The organism is Acholeplasma laidlawii PG-8A (assembly GCF_000018785.1).
In the GTDB taxonomy this organism is placed as follows: Bacteria; Bacillota_I; Bacilli_A; order Acholeplasmatales; family Acholeplasmataceae; genus Acholeplasma; species Acholeplasma laidlawii.
Genome location: NC_010163.1, coordinates 1,037,131 through 1,055,177, shown reverse-complemented (window position 1 = coordinate 1,055,177; position 18,047 = coordinate 1,037,131). Strand labels below are relative to the sequence as shown.

The 18,047-nt window shown below is 30.9% G+C and carries 16 protein-coding genes and 1 riboswitch; of the genes, 14 read left to right on the top strand and 2 right to left on the bottom strand.

The window, feature by feature from the left end:
* The first annotated feature begins 31 nt into the window (after positions 1-31).
* A riboswitch (SAM riboswitch) is annotated at positions 32-120 on the top strand.
* Between the two features lie 70 nt (positions 121-190).
* The gene (locus ACL_RS05090; RefSeq protein ID WP_012242970.1) at positions 191-652 is read left to right on the top strand and encodes a hypothetical protein; all 462 of its coding nucleotides are present in this window, start codon (positions 191-193) and stop codon (positions 650-652) included.
* A 23-nt stretch (positions 653-675) separates the two neighbouring features.
* Here ACL_RS05090 and ACL_RS05085 read toward each other — a convergent pair whose 3' ends face one another.
* Positions 676-1,620 (bottom strand): L-lactate dehydrogenase, encoded by a 945-nt coding sequence (locus ACL_RS05085; RefSeq protein ID WP_012242969.1) that lies wholly within the window; start codon positions 1,618-1,620, stop codon positions 676-678.
* Positions 1,621-1,736: 116 nt separating this feature from the next.
* Entirely contained in the window at positions 1,737-2,546 is an 810-nt protein-coding gene (locus ACL_RS05080) for a YwaF family protein (protein ID WP_012242968.1), read from the bottom strand.
* A gap of 264 nt (positions 2,547-2,810) precedes the next feature.
* Between ACL_RS05080 and ACL_RS05075 the strand changes: the two genes are divergently transcribed.
* From ACL_RS05075 to ACL_RS05015, 13 genes are all read left to right on the top strand, one after another.
* Complete coding sequence (locus ACL_RS05075) at positions 2,811-4,115, top strand: TrkH family potassium uptake protein (RefSeq protein WP_049751961.1); 1,305 nt, start codon at positions 2,811-2,813, stop codon at positions 4,113-4,115.
* A 7-nt stretch (positions 4,116-4,122) separates the two neighbouring features.
* On the top strand, positions 4,123-4,791 hold the full coding sequence (locus tag ACL_RS05070) for a potassium channel family protein (RefSeq protein WP_012242966.1): 669 nt from the start codon (positions 4,123-4,125) through the stop codon (positions 4,789-4,791).
* Positions 4,792-4,888: 97 nt separating this feature from the next.
* Positions 4,889-6,106: a BaiN/RdsA family NAD(P)/FAD-dependent oxidoreductase gene (locus ACL_RS05065; protein WP_012242965.1), complete on the top strand. Its 1,218-nt coding sequence runs from the start codon at positions 4,889-4,891 to the stop codon at positions 6,104-6,106.
* A gap of 177 nt (positions 6,107-6,283) precedes the next feature.
* Positions 6,284-8,248 (top strand): excinuclease ABC subunit UvrB, encoded by a 1,965-nt coding sequence (gene uvrB / locus ACL_RS05060; RefSeq protein ID WP_012242964.1) that lies wholly within the window; start codon positions 6,284-6,286, stop codon positions 8,246-8,248.
* Position 8,249: 1 nt separating this feature from the next.
* Positions 8,250-8,528 (top strand): LptM family lipoprotein, encoded by a 279-nt coding sequence (locus tag ACL_RS05055; RefSeq protein WP_012242963.1) that lies wholly within the window; start codon positions 8,250-8,252, stop codon positions 8,526-8,528.
* Positions 8,529-8,547: 19 nt separating this feature from the next.
* Entirely contained in the window at positions 8,548-10,305 is a 1,758-nt protein-coding gene (locus ACL_RS05050; protein ID WP_012242962.1) for a M3 family oligoendopeptidase, read from the top strand.
* A gap of 51 nt (positions 10,306-10,356) precedes the next feature.
* Positions 10,357-11,100 (top strand): YveK family protein, encoded by a 744-nt coding sequence (locus tag ACL_RS05045; protein WP_012242961.1) that lies wholly within the window; start codon positions 10,357-10,359, stop codon positions 11,098-11,100.
* Entirely contained in the window at positions 11,097-11,852 is a 756-nt protein-coding gene (locus ACL_RS05040) for a CpsD/CapB family tyrosine-protein kinase (protein WP_012242960.1), read from the top strand. Before ACL_RS05045 ends, ACL_RS05040 begins: the two co-directional genes overlap by 4 nt.
* Positions 11,853-11,856: 4 nt before the next feature.
* A complete protein-coding gene (locus tag ACL_RS05035; protein WP_012242959.1) occupies positions 11,857-12,516 on the top strand; it encodes a tyrosine-protein phosphatase in 660 nt (219 codons plus the stop codon).
* Between the two features lie 2 nt (positions 12,517-12,518).
* Complete coding sequence (locus ACL_RS05030; RefSeq protein ID WP_012242958.1) at positions 12,519-13,391, top strand: DegV family protein; 873 nt, start codon at positions 12,519-12,521, stop codon at positions 13,389-13,391.
* Positions 13,388-14,116: an NYN domain-containing protein gene (locus ACL_RS05025; protein ID WP_012242957.1), complete on the top strand. Its 729-nt coding sequence runs from the start codon at positions 13,388-13,390 to the stop codon at positions 14,114-14,116. Before ACL_RS05030 ends, ACL_RS05025 begins: the two co-directional genes overlap by 4 nt.
* A gap of 74 nt (positions 14,117-14,190) precedes the next feature.
* The gene (locus ACL_RS05020) at positions 14,191-16,596 is read left to right on the top strand and encodes an EAL domain-containing protein (protein ID WP_012242956.1); all 2,406 of its coding nucleotides are present in this window, start codon (positions 14,191-14,193) and stop codon (positions 16,594-16,596) included.
* Entirely contained in the window at positions 16,593-17,993 is a 1,401-nt protein-coding gene (locus ACL_RS05015) for a bifunctional diguanylate cyclase/phosphodiesterase (RefSeq protein ID WP_012242955.1), read from the top strand. The genes ACL_RS05020 and ACL_RS05015 overlap by 4 nt, the downstream gene beginning before the upstream one ends.
* Positions 17,994-18,047 lie beyond the last annotated feature (54 nt).

Below are 18,047 nucleotides of genomic sequence, written 5' to 3'. Positions count from 1 at the left end.
TGACAATTAATTAATTTAAGTTAAAATAAAACTACCATAAAGAGAAGGTTAGAGACAAGCTCTATGACCCTTCAGCAACCTGCAAAACTAAGTAAGGTGCTAATGCTTGAATGATGGATACATAAGATAAACTTATCTAATGGACGCCATCATGTGATGGCGTCTTTCTTTTTGGTAGAAAGAAGTGTATATGAAAAATGAATTAAAGAATGAACTTCTAAAATATTTAGATGGCATTAGAGTTAAAGCTAAGGATGATAAAGACAATTATCCAGATTACATGATAAAAGATAAGGTAAAAATGGATAAATTACTTATTGAACTACTTAAAAGTAGTCAAGATGTATTTATGTCAAAAAAATCTTTATTTGAGTATTTATCTAAAATAGATGATTATATTAGGGAAGAAATTGACTTACTAAATCCACCAACTCCAGTATATAACGATCTGATTGTAAGTGTATTTGAAAATTTAATGATTGCATCAGTAATTGATGATTATGAACTTTCTTACAGTTATCTAAAAAATGCTAAAGAGTACATGCACTATATAAGAAAGAACTTCGCATTATATTTAGATACTAGTATATTTCCATTAGAATTATTTCGTGATCTAAAACCTATATTAGAAGTTATGAAAAATAAAGGATAAGCCTTAGAAGGCTTATCCTTTGTCTATTCTAAAGTGATGGAATCTATACTATGTTTTAATATACTTGAAGATTTTTTAAGTGATTTTAACTCTTCATCATTTAAATTAAGTTTTACTACATGGTCTACCCCATTTTCATTTAATACAGCTGGTAAGCCAATATAGAGATTATCAATATCATAGTCATCATCGTTAAATACTGATATGGGTAGAATTCTGTTTTCATTATTGAAAATAGCCTTTGTTATACGTACTAAGGCCATACCAATACCATAATAAGTGGCTCTTTTTCTTTGGATAATTTCATAGGCTGAATTTTTTACGTCAAGGTAAATCTTATCTAAATCAGAAAACTTTATTTGTGCAGGCATGGAGTCTATAACATCTTTTAAAGGTTTAACGCCAACAAAGGCATTTGACCAACAAACAAACTCAGAATCTCCATGTTCACCTAAGATATATGCATGGATGTTTCGAACATCAATGTTGATGTATTGAGATATCTCATAACGAAGTCTTGCAGTATCAAGAGAAGTACCACTACCAATGACTCTATTTGATGGTAATCCAGAGGATTTCCATACAATATAGGTTAAGATATCCACCGGGTTTGTTGCAACTAAAAAGATGCCGTTAAAACCATGTTTCATAATCTCTTTTACAACAGACTGCATAATCTTAGCATTTCTGTTTAAAAGATCAATTCTTGTTTCTCCATCTTTTTGATTAACGCCTGCTGTAATAACAACTAGTTTAGCATCCTTACAATCTTCATATGTACCAGAACGAATGAGCATCTTTCTTGGTGCAAACGCTAGCCCATGGTTTAAATCCATTGCCTCACCTTCGGCTTTTCTTGAATCAATATCTACTAATATAATTTCTTCTAAAGTTCCTTGGTTTAAAAGTGCATAAGCATAGCTCATGCCTACAAAACCAGTACCTACAATAACAACTCTATTTTTCATGAAATGCCTCCTATACACATAGTATATCACATAGTATATATTAAGAAGGTAAAAAACATGAAATGTATGCAATAAATAATAAAAGTAGCAAACCCAAATTCTTTGGGATCACTACTTTATTGAAATAGATCGATTAATTTATATTTTTCTTTATAAATGATAGTTCTAAATAGATAACCTATCATGAAGATAATACTTGCAACAAAACTAAACCCAAAGAGGTATATGGCTAAGAATGCTAGATGCGGTACCAGTGGTTCAATATCCATTAAGATAGGTAAATGAGAACCAAATCTTTCATTGATAAAGAACATATTAAATGTTGCATCAATGCCTTGCATATTAAACACCCAGTTCATGATCATCGCTATAACCATTAGTACTGAGAATACTGCACTACCCTTTAAGAAGTATTTAAAGGATATCTTTGCTTTAGTTAGAAGTAAACTAAATCCTACTGCAGCCATAAGGCCGTGATGTACTATGGTTTGAATATTGATTCCAATTGTTTCTATAAAGACATCTGCAGGGTATAGCATGACTGCAATACCTGCAAAGGTACTATAAGTTGCTAGAAATGATAATAAGTATTGATCCACTTTTTTGTTCTTATTAAGTCCGTAGATAACAAATAAATACATGGGCGTTGAACAAAACTGGAATGGAAAGGCATACCACTGGTAAGCATTTACTTGGTAAGTAAAGATGATTTGTTTATAAATTTCTAATATTAACATCACAATTCCAAAAACAAGTAGCATTCGTTTTAATTTTATATCATCAGCAGTTTTAAATGTTTTAGTAAGTTTAATGATCACTAATATCGTAATAACTAAAGATAAGTAGTGAAACCAACTTTTTGATAAAGACTGATAGGCTTCAGGCTTTATCATGTCAGAGTTGAGTAAGTCTAATAGGTATTTCATGTTATTTAATAAATCCTTTCACTGGTCATAAAAACCAATACGCAAGAAATATTATAAATCAATTTCTTTTGAAATCAATAAATAAGAATAAGATTCATGTTTATGGGAATAAGTTGCAGAATATAAGTCTTTTTAATGTGTACATTTGAACGAGATTCAGTGATTACGATTACCAAAAATTGAGCAATATTATCTAATTAAGGGTATAATTAAATATGTTACTGTAAAGACTACAGTTTTAATATGAGAAAGATGATTATAATAATGAAGAAAATTTCACCATACATCATAATTGTTTTATCGTTTCTATCTATTATATTAATAGGTGGTATTTTACTCATACTACCGATATCAAAACAGGCACAGGGACATTTGAGTTTTGTAGATGCACTTTTTATTTCAACATCTGCTGTGACTATTACTGGATTATCACCAGTGGCAAACTTATCCACGCTACTTAGTCCATTTGGTAAAGTCGTATTAGGTATACTTATTCAAATCGGTGGATTAAGTGTAATCACCATATCAGTTTTTGTCATGTATCTAATTGGAGCAAAAATAGGTTTATCAAACAGAATATTAATCAAAGAAAGTTTTAACCAAACCAGTTTATCGGGTATGGTTAAATTAGTTAAAAAGATTATTATCTTTACACTCGTCATTGAAAGTTTTGGCTTTATAGCCAATATGATTGTCTTTGTTCCACAATATGAGCTTGTTGATGCAATAGGACTCAGTTTATTTCATGCGGTATCAAGTTTTAATAATGCTGGGTTTGATATTTTAGGTGATCAAAGTCTTCAAGGTTATAATGGACATGTATTGCTTAATTTAAGTACTGCAATCTTAATTATGCTTGGTGGTCTAGGGTTTATTGTGTTAAATGATATATTAACTAAGAAATCGTATAAGAAATTGATGATACACTCAAAAATTGTACTTAAGGTCAATTTAGTGTTATGGAGTTTAGGTTTTGGGTTTTTCCTACTAAGTAAAGTAGATGGTAAAAACTTAAATGTATTAGAAGCCTTTTTCTTAAGTGTAACAGCTAGAACTGCAGGTTTTACAACAATCAATATGGGTACCATATCTTCCTTAACAGCACTTATTCTAATGGTTTTAATGTTTATCGGAGCATCTCCATCCTCCACAGGTGGTGGGATTAAGACTACGACACTATATGCACTGTTTAAAAGTACGACAAGTTATGCTAAAGGAAAAACTACGACGACACATAACCGTTTAATTACTGATGAAACTAGGCATAAAGCTAGCATTTTATTAACTACTGCGATTATGATTGTTTTGGTAGCTACATCACTGATAATAATGATGGAAAATATTGATTTAGAAAAAGCAATATTTGAAGTCATATCAGCATTCGCTAACGTCGGGTTATCCATGAATCTAACACCTACATTGTCAAATGCTTCTAAAATAGTCTTGAGTATAGTCATGTTTATAGGTAGAGTTGGACCGATAACAATCATTAGCATTTTTAATACCCAATGGTATAAAAAAGGTATGGACAGTATCGAATATATTGAAGAAAAAATGATGATAGGATGACAAATTTATGAAAAAAATAATAGGTATCATTGGTTTAAGCCGATTTGGCTTAAACCTAGTAGATAGTTTTAGTAAACTGAATGTTGAACTCATAGCAATTGATAATAACAAAGACTCAGTTAAAAAGGCAAGTGAAGTCATTTCAAATGTTTTTGTTTGTGATTCCACAGACGAAGAAGCACTTAAAGCAAGTGGTATTTCTAATGTGGACCATGCAATTGTTGCTTTTGGACAAAACGAAAGAAATAACTTAACTGCAAGTATTATTACAATCATCAAGCTAAAAGAACTAGGTGTAAAGCAAATCACAGCAAGAGCAGATGAAGAAGATTATGCATCTATCTTAAAACTTGTTGGAGCTACAGATGTTGTAAGTCCACTAGGTATTGCAAGTGAACGAGTAGCAAACCGTATAGCCCTTGGTAATGTGGTTGATTATTTTAACATCAAAAATGATTTTGATGTTTTTGAGATAAATATCCCAGAAGATTTTGAACCAACACCGATTACAGAACTTGATTTAAGAAGTATGTATGGCAGTAACATTTTACTTATAGAACGTAATAACAAAATATTAGTTCCTAATAAAGATTCTATTTTAAGACCATTAGATGAAATCTTTATATTTGGTAGAAAAAAAGACTTACCAAAAGTAATTAGCATATTTAATAAGTAATTTTAAATAAGTGCATCAGTTTCCGCTGATGCACTTTTTACTTACAGCTATAGTGTATAATAGACATATTAAATGATAGATTAAGGAAACAAAATATATGACATATGATGTAATCATTATTGGTGGTGGACCAGCAGGATTAATGGCCGCAAACCAATTAGAAAAAGCAAAAATAAACTACGTCTTACTAGAAAAAAATGAACAAGTGGGTAAAAAGGTTTTATTAACTGGTGGTAAGCGTTGTAATGTAACCAATAATTTAAATATTAGAGATTTTATCGATACCCTAACAATCCAAAATAAAAAGTTTATTTATCCAGCATTAAAACAATTCGGGCCACTAGAAATTTTAGCTTTTTTTAAAGAAAATGGCTTGGAATTAATTCTAGAAAATAACTTTAAGTATTTTCCAGAAACAGGAAAGAGTTCAGATGTTTTAGAAGTATTAACACATACCATTCATAAAGATCATATTAAGTTTGGTCAATCAGTTAAAAAAATAGAAAAGTTAGAAGACTACTATGAGATCACTACAAACCATACTGTATTTCATGGGAAGTTTGTCATAGTTGCTACTGGATCAAATAGTTATCCACAAGTAGGTAGCAGTGGTGATGGACTTAAATTTGCTGAACATTTAGGGATACCTTATAAAGCATTTACACCAGCTGAAACATCTATCTACTCTAAACAAGTTGTAGAGGATTTTAAACTCTTACGTGGCACATCAATTACCCAAGTGCGTGTCGCGATTAAGAACACTAAAATAGCCTATGTAGGTGATCTGTTATTTACCCATGTGGGTTTAAGTGGACCAGTTATTATGCATCTTTCTGAGTTTATTTATGAAGATATTGTGGAGATTGGAAAATCTACTATAACCTTTGGGTTCATCAATAAAACTGAAGAAGAATTATATAACATCTTAATAGAAAACAAAAATAAGCTATTACATAAAGTGTTAGAAGACTATACAAGTAAAAGAATTGTTGAAGTTGTATTAGCACTAAAAAATATTATCTCTATTAAAATTGCAGAAATGAAGAAGAAGGATTTAATGTATATTAGTAACTCATTTACTAAGTATGAGTTTGTTATTGACAGTGTAGAAGATAAACTAAGAGCTTATGTGAATAAAGGCGGTATTGATCTTAAAGTACTAGATCCAAAGTCTATGGAAGTTAAAACGCATCCAAATCTATACTTCATAGGTGAAACAACAGACTTACATGGGCCCATTGGTGGATATAACATTACAATTGCGCTCTCGACAGGATATCTTTCTTCACATGATATTATTTCTAAAATAAAATAAGGATAAACTAGTTCATAAAGAACTAGGCTAGACCTAAACACCCACATTAAATTATCAAAAACAACATGTGTATTTTATAACGGGTGGTCAATAGTTACACTTGTTATTTATGCATAAAAATGTTAAAATTGACTAAATATAGATATATATTTAAAGTATCATAAATCATCAAAGGAAGTGACAGCATTGTTTAAACTAAAATCACCCTATAAACCAAGTGGAGACCAACCAGAAGCTATAGATAAATTAATATCTAATTTTGAATCTGGAACAAAAGAACAAATTCTTTTGGGTGCTACAGGTACAGGTAAAACATTTACGATTGCTAATATTATTGAAAAGATGGGGAAGAAAACCTTAGTACTTGCTCATAATAAAACATTAGCAGGTCAACTTTATGGTGAGTTAAAATCACTATTTCCTGAAAACAGAGTAGAATACTTTATTTCATATTATGATTACTTTCAACCAGAAGCTTATGTAGTATCTAGTGATACTTATATTGAAAAAGACTCATCCATTAACGATGAAATCGATGAATTACGCCACTCTGCAGTGGCATCTTTACTAACTAGAGAAGACGTCATTGTTGTAGCATCCGTTTCTTGTATCTACGGTATTGGGGATCCTGATGACTATAAAAAAGCTACTATCTTTTTAAGAGTAGGCGAAGAATATGGTCGTAATAATTTATTAAATAAACTGATTGAATTAACCTATGAACGAAATGATATTGACTTTAAGCGAGGTAGCTTTAGAGTTAGAGGAGATGCCATTGAAATCATACTAGCTAATGAAGCTAGCCAAGGTATTCGAGTATCATTCTTTGGTGATGAAATCGATGATATTATTCTATTTGATCCTTTAACAGGTGTGTCAAAAGAACGCACGACGTTTGTAACGATATTCCCTGCAACACTCTTTATGGCGAATAAAGATAAAATGAAGGAAAGTATTCGTCGTATTAAAAATGAATTAGCTGATCAAATACATTTCTTCCAAGGTAATAACCAACTACTAGAAGCTCAACGTATTGAAATGCGTACCAAATACGATATTGAAATGCTTGAAGAAATTGGATTCACATCCGGTATTGAAAACTACTCAAGACATATTGCATTACGTGAAGCAGGTGAAACGCCTGCTACACTCATAGATTTTTTCGGGGATGACTACTTAATGGTCATTGATGAATCGCACGTTACAATCCCTCAGGTAAGAGGTATGTACTTTGGTGATAGAAGTCGTAAAGAAAACCTAGTGAACTTTGGGTTTAGATTACCTTCGGCACTTGATAATAGACCGCTTCAATTTGATGAGTTCCAAGCACGTCAAGATAAAGTGATTTACCTATCTGCAACACCAGGGCCATATGAGTTAGAAAGAAATCTACCGATTGTAGAACAAATTATTAGACCTACCTACTTACTTGACCCTGAAATAACAATTAAACCTACTGTTGGTCAAATTGATGATTTATACTTTGAAATCAAAAAGAGAATTGAAAAAAATCAGCGCGTACTTGTTACAACCTTAACGATTAAGATGAGTGAAGACTTAACAAGACACTTTAAAGAGTTGGGCTTAAAAGTAGCTTATCTACATAGTGAAGTAAAATCGTTAGAAAGAACGACTATCTTAAGAGCACTAAGACTTGGTAAATATGATGTCTTAATTGGTATTAACCTCTTAAGAGAAGGTCTAGACTTACCTGAGGTAGGTTTAGTTGCTATATTAGATGCTGATAAGCAAGGGTTTTTACGTAGTGAACGTTCCTTAATTCAAACCATTGGTAGAGCTGCTAGAAACATTGATGGGACAGTCATTATGTATGCAGATACTATTTCAGAATCGATGCAAAAAGCAATTGATGAAACGAATCGTCGTCGTAGTATTCAAACAAAATATAATGAGACGCACCATGTTACACCAACTCAAGTAGTCAAAGACATTCGTGATGATATATCTATTAAAGGTGTTATCACAGATAAAGATCTAGATAACCTCAAACTAGATAAGAAACAAAAAGAAAAAGAACTTAAACGCCTAGATACCTTAATGCGTCAAGCAGCTAAAGATCTAGACTTTGAAAAAGCAATGGAAATAAGAGATTTAATATTTGAATTAAAGGCGGATGAATAAAATGAAGAAAATAATAGCACTTATTATAGTACTAACATCTGTATTTCTATTGGTTGCTTGTGGTAACCAAGATATGGGATGGGGAAATTACACCTATAACTACGCATACATAGAAATTAGTGATGGACTCTATGTAGAAGTTGAAATCGAACGATGGAAAGATTATGAAGATGGTATGATAGAAATCTATACAAAAGATCAAAACAATCTACTAACACATAGTCATAATGTCATCATGTCAAAAGAGCGTATTACATATTTAAATATTCAAACACCATAAAATAAAAAGGACAAAAAACATGAAAGCAATCAACTGGGATTTAAACGATTTATATAAAGGTTTTGATGAAACCTTCAAAAATGATTTAACTAAGTTAGACAACTTAGTTCAAGCGATGGCAGCACATTTAACAAGTGAAGTAAAAGATGATGTTAAATATATTGAAGAAGCACTTAAATTTGATGAAAAGATCACTGTATTAGGTTGTACGATTGGAAGTTTTGCTTCCCTTACATCATCTACGGATGTATCTAATAATGAAGCACTAGGCTATTTATCTAAATTAAGCCAAATTTACAGAGGTTTAACAAAACCAAGTGTTGTCTTTAGTAGATATTTAACAACTGTCAATTTAGATGAACTAGCAACGAAGTCTGAACTTATTAATAAATACTTATATAACCTGAAGAAAGACCAAGACGGCGCTAAACATTTATTAAGTGAAGCAGAAGAATCACTATATGCAAAACTAAGTGAACTAAGTTCTCGTTCTTGGAGTCAAATTCAAACACTTGCAACTTCTAATATGATGATTGAAATTAACGGTGAAGAAAAAACCTTTTCAGACGTTAGAAATATGGCTTATGACAGTGATCAAAAATTACGTAAACTTGCCTATGAAAAAGAATTAGAGGCTTACGAAAAAGTAGATGACTATGTAGCACTTGCATTAACAAACATCAAACGTGAAGTAAATACCATGAATGAATTAAGAGGTTATGAATCTGCTTTAGAAAAGACCCTTGATCAATCCAACATGAAAAAAGAAACACTGGATGCAATGATATCTGCAATGAAGGACTTTAGACCTCGATTTGCAAACTACTTAAAAGCAAAATCAAAATACCTAGGACATAAAGGTAGCCTACCTTGGTATGATATGTTTGCTCCTGTCGGCAACTTAAATAAAACATATACCTATGATGAGGCTAAATCATTAGTGTTTAATGCATTTACATCATTCTCACCAAAACTTGGTAACTTTGCACAAAAAACATTTGATAAAAACTGGATTGACGTATACCCTAAAAAGGGTAAACGTGGTGGTGCATTTTGTTCAAATCAACCACAAATTGGTCAATCAAGAATATTATTAAACTTTACTGGTGCACTAGATAATGTATCTACACTTGCTCATGAATTAGGACATGCTTATCACGGTGAAATTATTTCTGATAACGCACCACTTCATTGGAGTTACTCTATGCCTTTAGCAGAAACTGCATCAATTTTCTGTGAAGCTATTATGAATGATTTCCTACTTTCAGGTGTGAAAGATGATAGTGAAAAATTATCTATTTTAGAAATGGGCTTACAAGGAGATACACAAGTTATTATTGATATTCTTTCTCGTTTCCTATTTGAATCAAAAGTATTTGAAAGTGCAAACCGCCCAATTTCTAAACATGAAATGAAAACTTGGATGTTAGAAGCTCAAAAAGAAGCATATCAAGATGGCTTAGATCATCAAAACCTACATCCATACATGTGGTTAGTTAAAGGACACTATTATAGTGCAGGTTTAAACTTCTATAACTTCCCTTATGCATTTGGCCTTTTATTCGGAAAAGGCTTATATGCTCAGTACTTAAAAGATAAAGAAGCATTCATTAAAAACTATGATAAATTATTAAAATTAACAACAATGGCAGATGCAGAAGATGTAGCAGCATCTATGGGTATTGATATTACAGAGAAATCATTCTGGGTAGATTCACTAAAAATGATTGAACAAAATATTGACCAAGTAATTGATTTGTTTAAAAAATTAAGCTAATGTGCTATAATAAATTAACTATATAGAGCAATTTAAAAGGGAGATTTTTATATGGATTTAGAAAATAAAGAAAATCAGGAGTCTGGGCTAAGTTTAATGGATATTATATCTATTATTAAATTAAACTGGATCATGATTACATTTTTCACATTATTATTGGGTGTACTTACATTCGCTTATGTAAGTCGTTTTGTAGAAGATAGGTATAAATCAACTTCTGAAATACTGGTTCAAGTACCAGTATCAAGTGAAAGAGTTGATTCTAATACTTTAATCAATTCACAAAGATTACTTGATACCGCAGCAGAATTTGCAAGAAGTCCTCATATAGTAAGAAAACTAAGAACTGAGGAATATCGTAGTTTAATCACAAATGTAGAACATCAAAGTCTACTTGATTCGATGTCAGACCGTGACATTATTAGTAATATTTCGGTTGCTTCATCAAGTACATCTTTTATTATCAAATTTAGTTATAGCCACTCTAATGCTGATTTTACACAAGTGATTACGTCAGTATTAACTACAATTTTAATAGAAAATGACATTTTAATGTTTGAAGACTCATTTATAGAGTTATCACCAGCAAGTGATCCGGTTGATGATTCACCAAATAGAATATTATATATTATCGTAGGTTTAATGGGTGGTGCAATTATTGGTATCGGCTTAGCATTTATAAAACACCTATTTAATAACTCTTATATGACCAAAGAGCAACTTGAACAAGGTACTGGTATTCAAGTCATTGGTGTTATTCCTGAGTTTTTTATTAAAGAGGGGAAGAAAAAATGAGAAGACGTAAATTATTTCAAAAAGAGCGTATTGCTGAATATGATCACTTAGTAACGTATGAATCACCTATGTCTTATACTGCAGAAGCTTTCCAAAAGGCATTAGTGAATTTAGAGTATATCAACGTTGATGGTAATTTTAAGGTCGTCCAATTTACTTCAACGCTAGCTGGTGCTGGTAAAACCACATTTATTTCTAACGTTGCCCATTTAATTGGTAAAAAAGGAAAAAAAGTTGTTATTGTAGATTTAGATTTAAGAAAACCTAAGATTAATAGAATTTTTAGATCACCTAATGAAAATGGTGTAACAGACTACTTAACTGGTAAAATCGACTACAAGACATTAATAAACTATTCTGAGAAGTTTAGTGTTCACTATATTGTTGCTGGTGAACGTACAACTGCAGTTGTAAACGTCTTAGAAGCACAAAAATTAAAGGATTTAATTGCTAGATTAAGAACGGAATTTGATTACGTTTTACTTGATTCACCTCCAACTATGGCAGTTTCTGATGCCTTATATATTTCAAGATTAGCAGATGGTGTATTATTTATAGTTGCTCAAAACGAGACGAAACGTACAGTAATTAATGAAGCAATCCAAACTCTAAAACAAAACAAAGTGAATATCATCGGGATAGCATTTACACAAGTAGATGTTAAAAATAGTGATTTATTATCTTATACATATGGCTATGGTTATGGATATAATTCATCACTACAAGATGATCTTGATAAGGAAAAATCATAAGCATATGATGGACATACATACACACATTTTACCTGGTGTAGATGATGGTGTACAAACATATGAAGAAGCACTTGCAGTATTAAAACATCAACTACAAAGTGGTGTTAATAAGGTTATTATTACACCACATGTACATAATAGTAGCCAAAAAGTTTCGTCAAAAGAATATGTTAAACTATTTGCTGATTTGAAAAAACGTGTTGAAGTAGATTTACCAGAAATGACGCTTTACTTAGGATATGAAGTTAAATTTAATCAAGAAAAATCAAAAGAGTATCATAACTTTGTTTTTCAAGGTTTCAAAGAAAAATATCTATTAATAGAATTTTCTGTTCAAAATAAAGAACCAATTCACGATATTGTTTACAACTTAGTGGCAAAAGGATTTACGCCAATTATAGCGCACATTGAGCGCTACTTATATCTAGATATGTTTGATGTAGAACGTATAAGATCACTAGGGGCAATCACTCAAGTTAATAGTGGAGCAATATTAGGTTTAGATGGAAAACAATTTAAAAAACAAGCTCAAAAATACTTCAAAAAGGGTTTAGTTGATATCGTCGCTAGTGATTGTCATAATCTAGATTGTAGAAAACCCAATTTGATGGAAGCCTTAAAAAAAGTTCCGAAAGATTTTAAAATGAAAGTATTAGAGGTATAAAAATGTCAAAATTTATAATTTTAACAGACTCTACAACAGATTTACCTGAACATATCGCACAAGAACTAAAATTACATGTAATGCCGCTAAAATTTAATTTAGATGGTAAAGAGTACATGAACTACTTAGATAATAGAGAACTTGACCCTACAGAGTTTTTTGAAAAACTTAAAAATGGAGCAAAACCAACAACTTCCCAGGTAAACCCTGAAGAGTATGTTGAAAAATTAACACCCATCTTAAAGTCGGGACAAGATGTTTTAATTCTAGCATTCTCATCCGCATTATCAGGTACATTTAATAGCGCAAGAATTGCTGCAGAAGAACTAAGAGAAACATTTAAAGATAGAAAAATTATGCTACTTGATACTAAAGCAGCTTCACTAGGTGAAGGATTAATTGTCTATTTAACTGCAAAAGAGTCGATGGATAAAAAACTAACCATTGAAGAAACTTATGAATTCGCAAGTAAGTTAGCACCTACGGTTGCTCATTGGTTTACAGTAGATGATATATCTCATTTAGTACGAGGTGGGCGTGTTTCAAAAGTTGCAGGTTTTATTGCAACGGTTGCAAACATTAAACCTATCCTACACGTTTCAGATGAAGGGAAACTCATCTCACGTCATAAAGCCATTGGACGTAAACGTGCAGTTAAAGGCTTATTTGAGGAAATGCAAAAAACTGCTAAACCAGGTAAACAAACAGTATTCATCTCTCATGCAAATGCACTTGAAGATGCAAATAAGTTAGCTGAAATGATAAAAGAACACTTTGATGTTGAGTTTCTTTTAATTAATACATTAGGACCAGTTATTGGTGCTCATGCAGGACATGGTACACTTGCACTGTTCTTTATAGGTCAAAATAGATGAGGACAGATAGAGATTATACGATTGCACTCTTAATTGATGCAGATAATATCTCACCAATTTATTTAGATATTATTATAAATGAAGCTAACAAACATGGAAAAATCACCAATGCCCGAGTTTATGGGGATTGGAGTCAAGAAAGATTAAAAACATGGCGTAGTAAGGCTGAAAAATTCAGCCTTACCTTCGTCCAACAATATGCAAACCTATCAAACAAAGGTAATGCTACAGACTTTACGTTAGTTATTGATGCTATGGATCTTCTCTATTCTAATAAGGTGAATGCATTTTGTATCGTCTCAAGTGATTCTGACTTTACGAAATTAATTATTAGATTAAAAGAAGATAATATGTATCTAATTGGTATGGGTGAGTCAAAAACTCCAGAAGTATTAGTTAATTCTTATGAGCGTTTTTACTACATCGACCAAATTCTAGAAGCGTTAGAACCTAAAAAAGAACGTAAAGACAAAAATGGCAATTCTTTAATCCCTAAGAAGGAAACAATTATTAAAGAAGTTAAAAAAATTATTGAAGATAACTTAGAAGACGATGGTTGGGCGTACTGGAGTATAGTCGCTGACCAACTAAGAAAGAAAAGCCCTGGTTTTGACCCTGTAAACTATGGTTCTAAACTAAAAGCTTTAAACTTCTTTAAAACATTTAAAGACTTCGAAGTTAAGAATGAAGATAAGGTAGCATATATTCGAATTAAACATTCGTAAATTAAACCATCTAAAATCATAATTTTAGATGGTTTTTAATTGGGTGTATCAAGATTTTTCAAAAATCATGTATAATGAATATAAAATTAGTATTTATTTTTAACTGGTGGGAGAATAAATTGACGAAATCAACTAAAAACTTCATGTTAAGATTATTTATCATTTTAGGCTTTTTACTTGTTGTATATAGCCTGTTTTATATTTTCATCTTAGACACAACCCTTAAAAATGAAGCTAATCGAATCTCTTTTGAAACACACCAAATAGAATATGACATACTTAGCACAAGAATCGATGTGTTAACAGAAAGTTATAGTGCAGGTACGCTTACATGGCCTACAAAAGATTATGATCCATCCACTTTAATTGTAAGTGAACTATCCAATTATGAAATTAATCGATTATCTGATATCTTTAGTGATGAAACATCAAATCTAACCTATCTAATCTTAAAGCATCCTACACTTAATCAAGTAACATACAAACCATTTAGTGAAGTGCTAGCAATGGTGGGTTTAAGTTTTGGTGACACAGGTTTTGTATTAAATTCTAACGGTATTGTTAAATACCATTCGAATGATGCAGTAAATAACACAAACCTATTTGGCTCAAACTATTTTCCGACATCAGTTTATAGCAACTTAGATACCAAGTTAAGCCAAAACGAGTTTGGATTTTTAAATTATACGCTTGATTCTAAAACATATGTATTATCTTATTCTAAAATAGATAGTGATTATATTTACTTAAGTGTTGATGATCAATATGACTATTTAGTACTTTTTGTACCAGTTATTTGGAGTTATCTAGCACTAGGACTACTAATCCTTGCAAGTTTTGTAGTATTTAGTTTGATGGTTGTCAAAAGACGTTTTGATGATGATATTGTGTTTGAAAAGATTACTAAAACACTAAGATCTGATCTTATCATGATAGAAGCTGGTGGTTTAGGTCAAATACGTAAGATGAATAAATTATTTCTAAATCTAATAAAACATCATGAAATTAAGTTATTAACTGATCTAACCAGTGAAAAGTTAGATATGCCAACCATATTGAAAACAAATAAACCATTTTATATGGATTGTGATAAGTTGGACCCTAAAATAAGAGTTAGATTTTTAGTTAATAAGTATGCAAGAAACTATCAACTCATAGGAGAAATTATTGATAGTACTTCAAATGTATTAGATAAATATAAAGATTTAGCTTTAACACATCCAGATAGCGGACTAAAAAATAAATTAGCACTAGAAGAGATGATAGAAACGCTTAATAGAAAAGATCGCTTTAGTTTGATTGTCATAGGTATTAAGTCTTTTGATGAAATTTCTAAATCCATTGGACGTCAAAAGTCACAAGAAGTAAATAAAGTATTAATTGAATTATTTCAGTCTAAGATGTATCCAAATATGTATTTATTCCATATCGAAAAACATGAGTTTGTCATACTTCAACAAAAAGATGTTAATTATGATGTAACCGTTGGTTGGGCAAAACAAATGATGGAGTTAGTTGATACAAAGATTTTATTACCCGATTTACCAGTAAAGTTAGAACTATTAATTGGTATAGTACATAATAAAGGTACCATCACTAACGCATCAACTAAAGAAATACTAGATGCTGTTGATGTAACTTATGAACGTGCAATCGTATCTACTACAAATAACTTAATGATATATACAGAACGCTATCTGGATTTAAGAAATAGAGCAAACCAATTAGAAATAGATATTAGAAAAGGTATAGAAAACGATGAGTTTCAAATGTATATGCAACCACAATATGACTTGCATGAAAAACGTGTAGTTGGTTTTGAATTACTGCTTCGTTGGCATAATCCAAAATATATAAAAGAATCTCCTGCAACCTATATTAGACAAGCAGAAAAATCTAATTTAATCATCGACTTAGGGCGAGTGATTAATGATAAGGTCTTTAGAATAGCGAAGTCTTTAGAAGGTATGGATATTGATGTTTCATTTAATATTTCACCAAGACAATTACTTCAACCTGGTTTTATTAATGAACTGATTGCTTTAAAAGATAAGTACCAAGTAGATCCAGGTCGGATTGCAATTGAGCTTACTGAAACACTACTTATTTTACAAATGGATGTTATTGTAGAAAAATTTAATGCACTAAAAGAACTTAATTTTAAAATCCAACTTGATGACTTTGGTACGGGCTACTCTTCATTAAACTACCTTAAACGTCTACCGATTGATAACATAAAAATTGATAAATTATTTGTTGATGAAATTGAAACATCTAGTAAAGCAAGACAAATTTTAAAAACAATGATTGCTTTAGGTAAGAATCTTAAAATGGGTGTTATTATTGAAGGGGTAGAAACTGATAAACAAGTAGAACAAATCAGGAAAGAATCAACTGCTATTATTCAAGGTTTTTATGTTTCACAAGCACTTCCTGAAAAAGAAGCATTTGAGTTTATAAAAAAGAAGGTGAATTTATGACCGATATACTTTTGATGTTCGGTATAGTAGTTGTTATTATAGGCCTTATTATAGGTTTATTCTTTTTACTTAAAATTGAGATTAGAAAATATAAAGATGAAAAACTTCTATTATCTGAAGAGGTTGTTTCAATAGATGTATTTAATCAATTGATTAACCGTGCTATTAAGCGTCGTAAGAAAAAAGATGATCCTTTTACCTTAATGCTAGTTGATTTAGATGAGTTTCAAGAAATTGTAGATACTTTTAATAAAGAAGAAGAGACATTTATCGTTTCTTATATTTCAAAACACATTAATAGTGCACTACCCGAAGAATCAGTTATTGCTAGAGGTGAAAAACCTGACCGTTTCTATTTATATATACCTGCTTCATTTGATCACTCTAATATATATAATTTAGCAAAAAGTATTAAGATAGAAGCAGAAAAGAAAATTCAAATTCTTGACAAAGTTACAATAAAGAAAACTGTGTCTATGTCGATAGCTACTTATCCGCTTCATGGTGAAAATCTAGATTTATTATACCAATCACTTGAGATTGCTCTTTATATGGTCAAAAGAAGTGGTGGTAATGACATTAAGTATTATTCAGAGGAGTTAAGTCAAACTAAAGAAAGTTTAGACTTATTTCACGAACTTAAAAATGCTAAAAATAATAAAGAGTTCATTTATTATTATCAACCTATCATCAACTTAAAAGATATGAATAAAGTTTATGGACTAGAAGCATTACTTCGATGGAATCATCCTAAAAAAGGGATATTAGCACCTTCTAAGTTCCTGCATCTTGCAGAGCAAACAGGAGAACTTGATGATATTGGTAATATTGCAGTTGAACAAGCACTTGAACTCTTAGTAGATTTAAGTCAACAAAGACTTAATGATGTTGTAATTAATATTAACGTTTCACCTAGACAAATTTTAAATGAGATGACATTTACAATTTTTCAACGACTAGTTGAAAAGTATCGTCAAGATGCATCAAACATTGCAATAGAAATTCCTGACTTTACACTTTACAAGAATAATCAAGTATTTAGAAGAAATCTAATAAAGATTAAAACTCTGGGATTTAAACTGGCTATAGATATATCTACAACTGACTATGATGTCATGGATTTGGTTGAAAGATTCCAAATTGACATGATTAAATTCAACAAAGATTTCTTCAAACTAGAACAAAATTATAATTTTAGAAAGTATTTAGATATGATTATTGAGTTTGTAAAGAAAAAGTCTTTAATGCTTGTTGCAGAAGGTATTGAAGATCAAGCCATGGTAGAGATGTTAACTCTAAAAGGTGTAGACTATGGTCAAGGGTATCATTTAACTAAACCAATGAATGTTGTTGATACTACCCAATTTTTAAAAGCTAGAAAAGAATTAGAAAAATAAATATAATGATGTAAAGTTATTGACAAGCAATAAATTACTTGATAGAATATGAGC

Excerpts from the sequence above, each read along its gene's own strand:
- ACL_RS05055 (WP_012242963.1), top strand. The coding sequence starts at position 8,250 with ATGAAGAAAATAATAGCACTTATTATAGTACTAACATCTGTATTTCTA.
- ACL_RS05025 (WP_012242957.1), top strand. The coding sequence starts at position 13,388 with ATGAGGACAGATAGAGATTATACGATTGCACTCTTAATTGATGCAGAT.
- ACL_RS05040 (WP_012242960.1), top strand. The coding sequence starts at position 11,097 with ATGAGAAGACGTAAATTATTTCAAAAAGAGCGTATTGCTGAATATGAT.
- ACL_RS05085 (WP_012242969.1), bottom strand. The coding sequence starts at position 1,620 with ATGAAAAATAGAGTTGTTATTGTAGGTACTGGTTTTGTAGGCATGAGC.
- ACL_RS05035 (WP_012242959.1), top strand. The coding sequence starts at position 11,857 with ATGATGGACATACATACACACATTTTACCTGGTGTAGATGATGGTGTA.
- ACL_RS05075 (WP_049751961.1), top strand. The coding sequence starts at position 2,811 with ATGAAGAAAATTTCACCATACATCATAATTGTTTTATCGTTTCTATCT.
- ACL_RS05070 (WP_012242966.1), top strand. The coding sequence starts at position 4,123 with ATGAAAAAAATAATAGGTATCATTGGTTTAAGCCGATTTGGCTTAAAC.
- ACL_RS05080 (WP_012242968.1), bottom strand. The coding sequence starts at position 2,546 with ATGAAATACCTATTAGACTTACTCAACTCTGACATGATAAAGCCTGAA.
- ACL_RS05030 (WP_012242958.1), top strand. The coding sequence starts at position 12,519 with ATGTCAAAATTTATAATTTTAACAGACTCTACAACAGATTTACCTGAA.
- ACL_RS05045 (WP_012242961.1), top strand. The coding sequence starts at position 10,357 with ATGGATTTAGAAAATAAAGAAAATCAGGAGTCTGGGCTAAGTTTAATG.
- ACL_RS05015 (WP_012242955.1), top strand. The coding sequence starts at position 16,593 with ATGACCGATATACTTTTGATGTTCGGTATAGTAGTTGTTATTATAGGC.
- ACL_RS05090 (WP_012242970.1), top strand. The coding sequence starts at position 191 with ATGAAAAATGAATTAAAGAATGAACTTCTAAAATATTTAGATGGCATT.
- ACL_RS05020 (WP_012242956.1), top strand. The coding sequence starts at position 14,191 with ATGAATATAAAATTAGTATTTATTTTTAACTGGTGGGAGAATAAATTG.
- ACL_RS05065 (WP_012242965.1), top strand. The coding sequence starts at position 4,889 with ATGACATATGATGTAATCATTATTGGTGGTGGACCAGCAGGATTAATG.
- ACL_RS05050 (WP_012242962.1), top strand. The coding sequence starts at position 8,548 with ATGAAAGCAATCAACTGGGATTTAAACGATTTATATAAAGGTTTTGAT.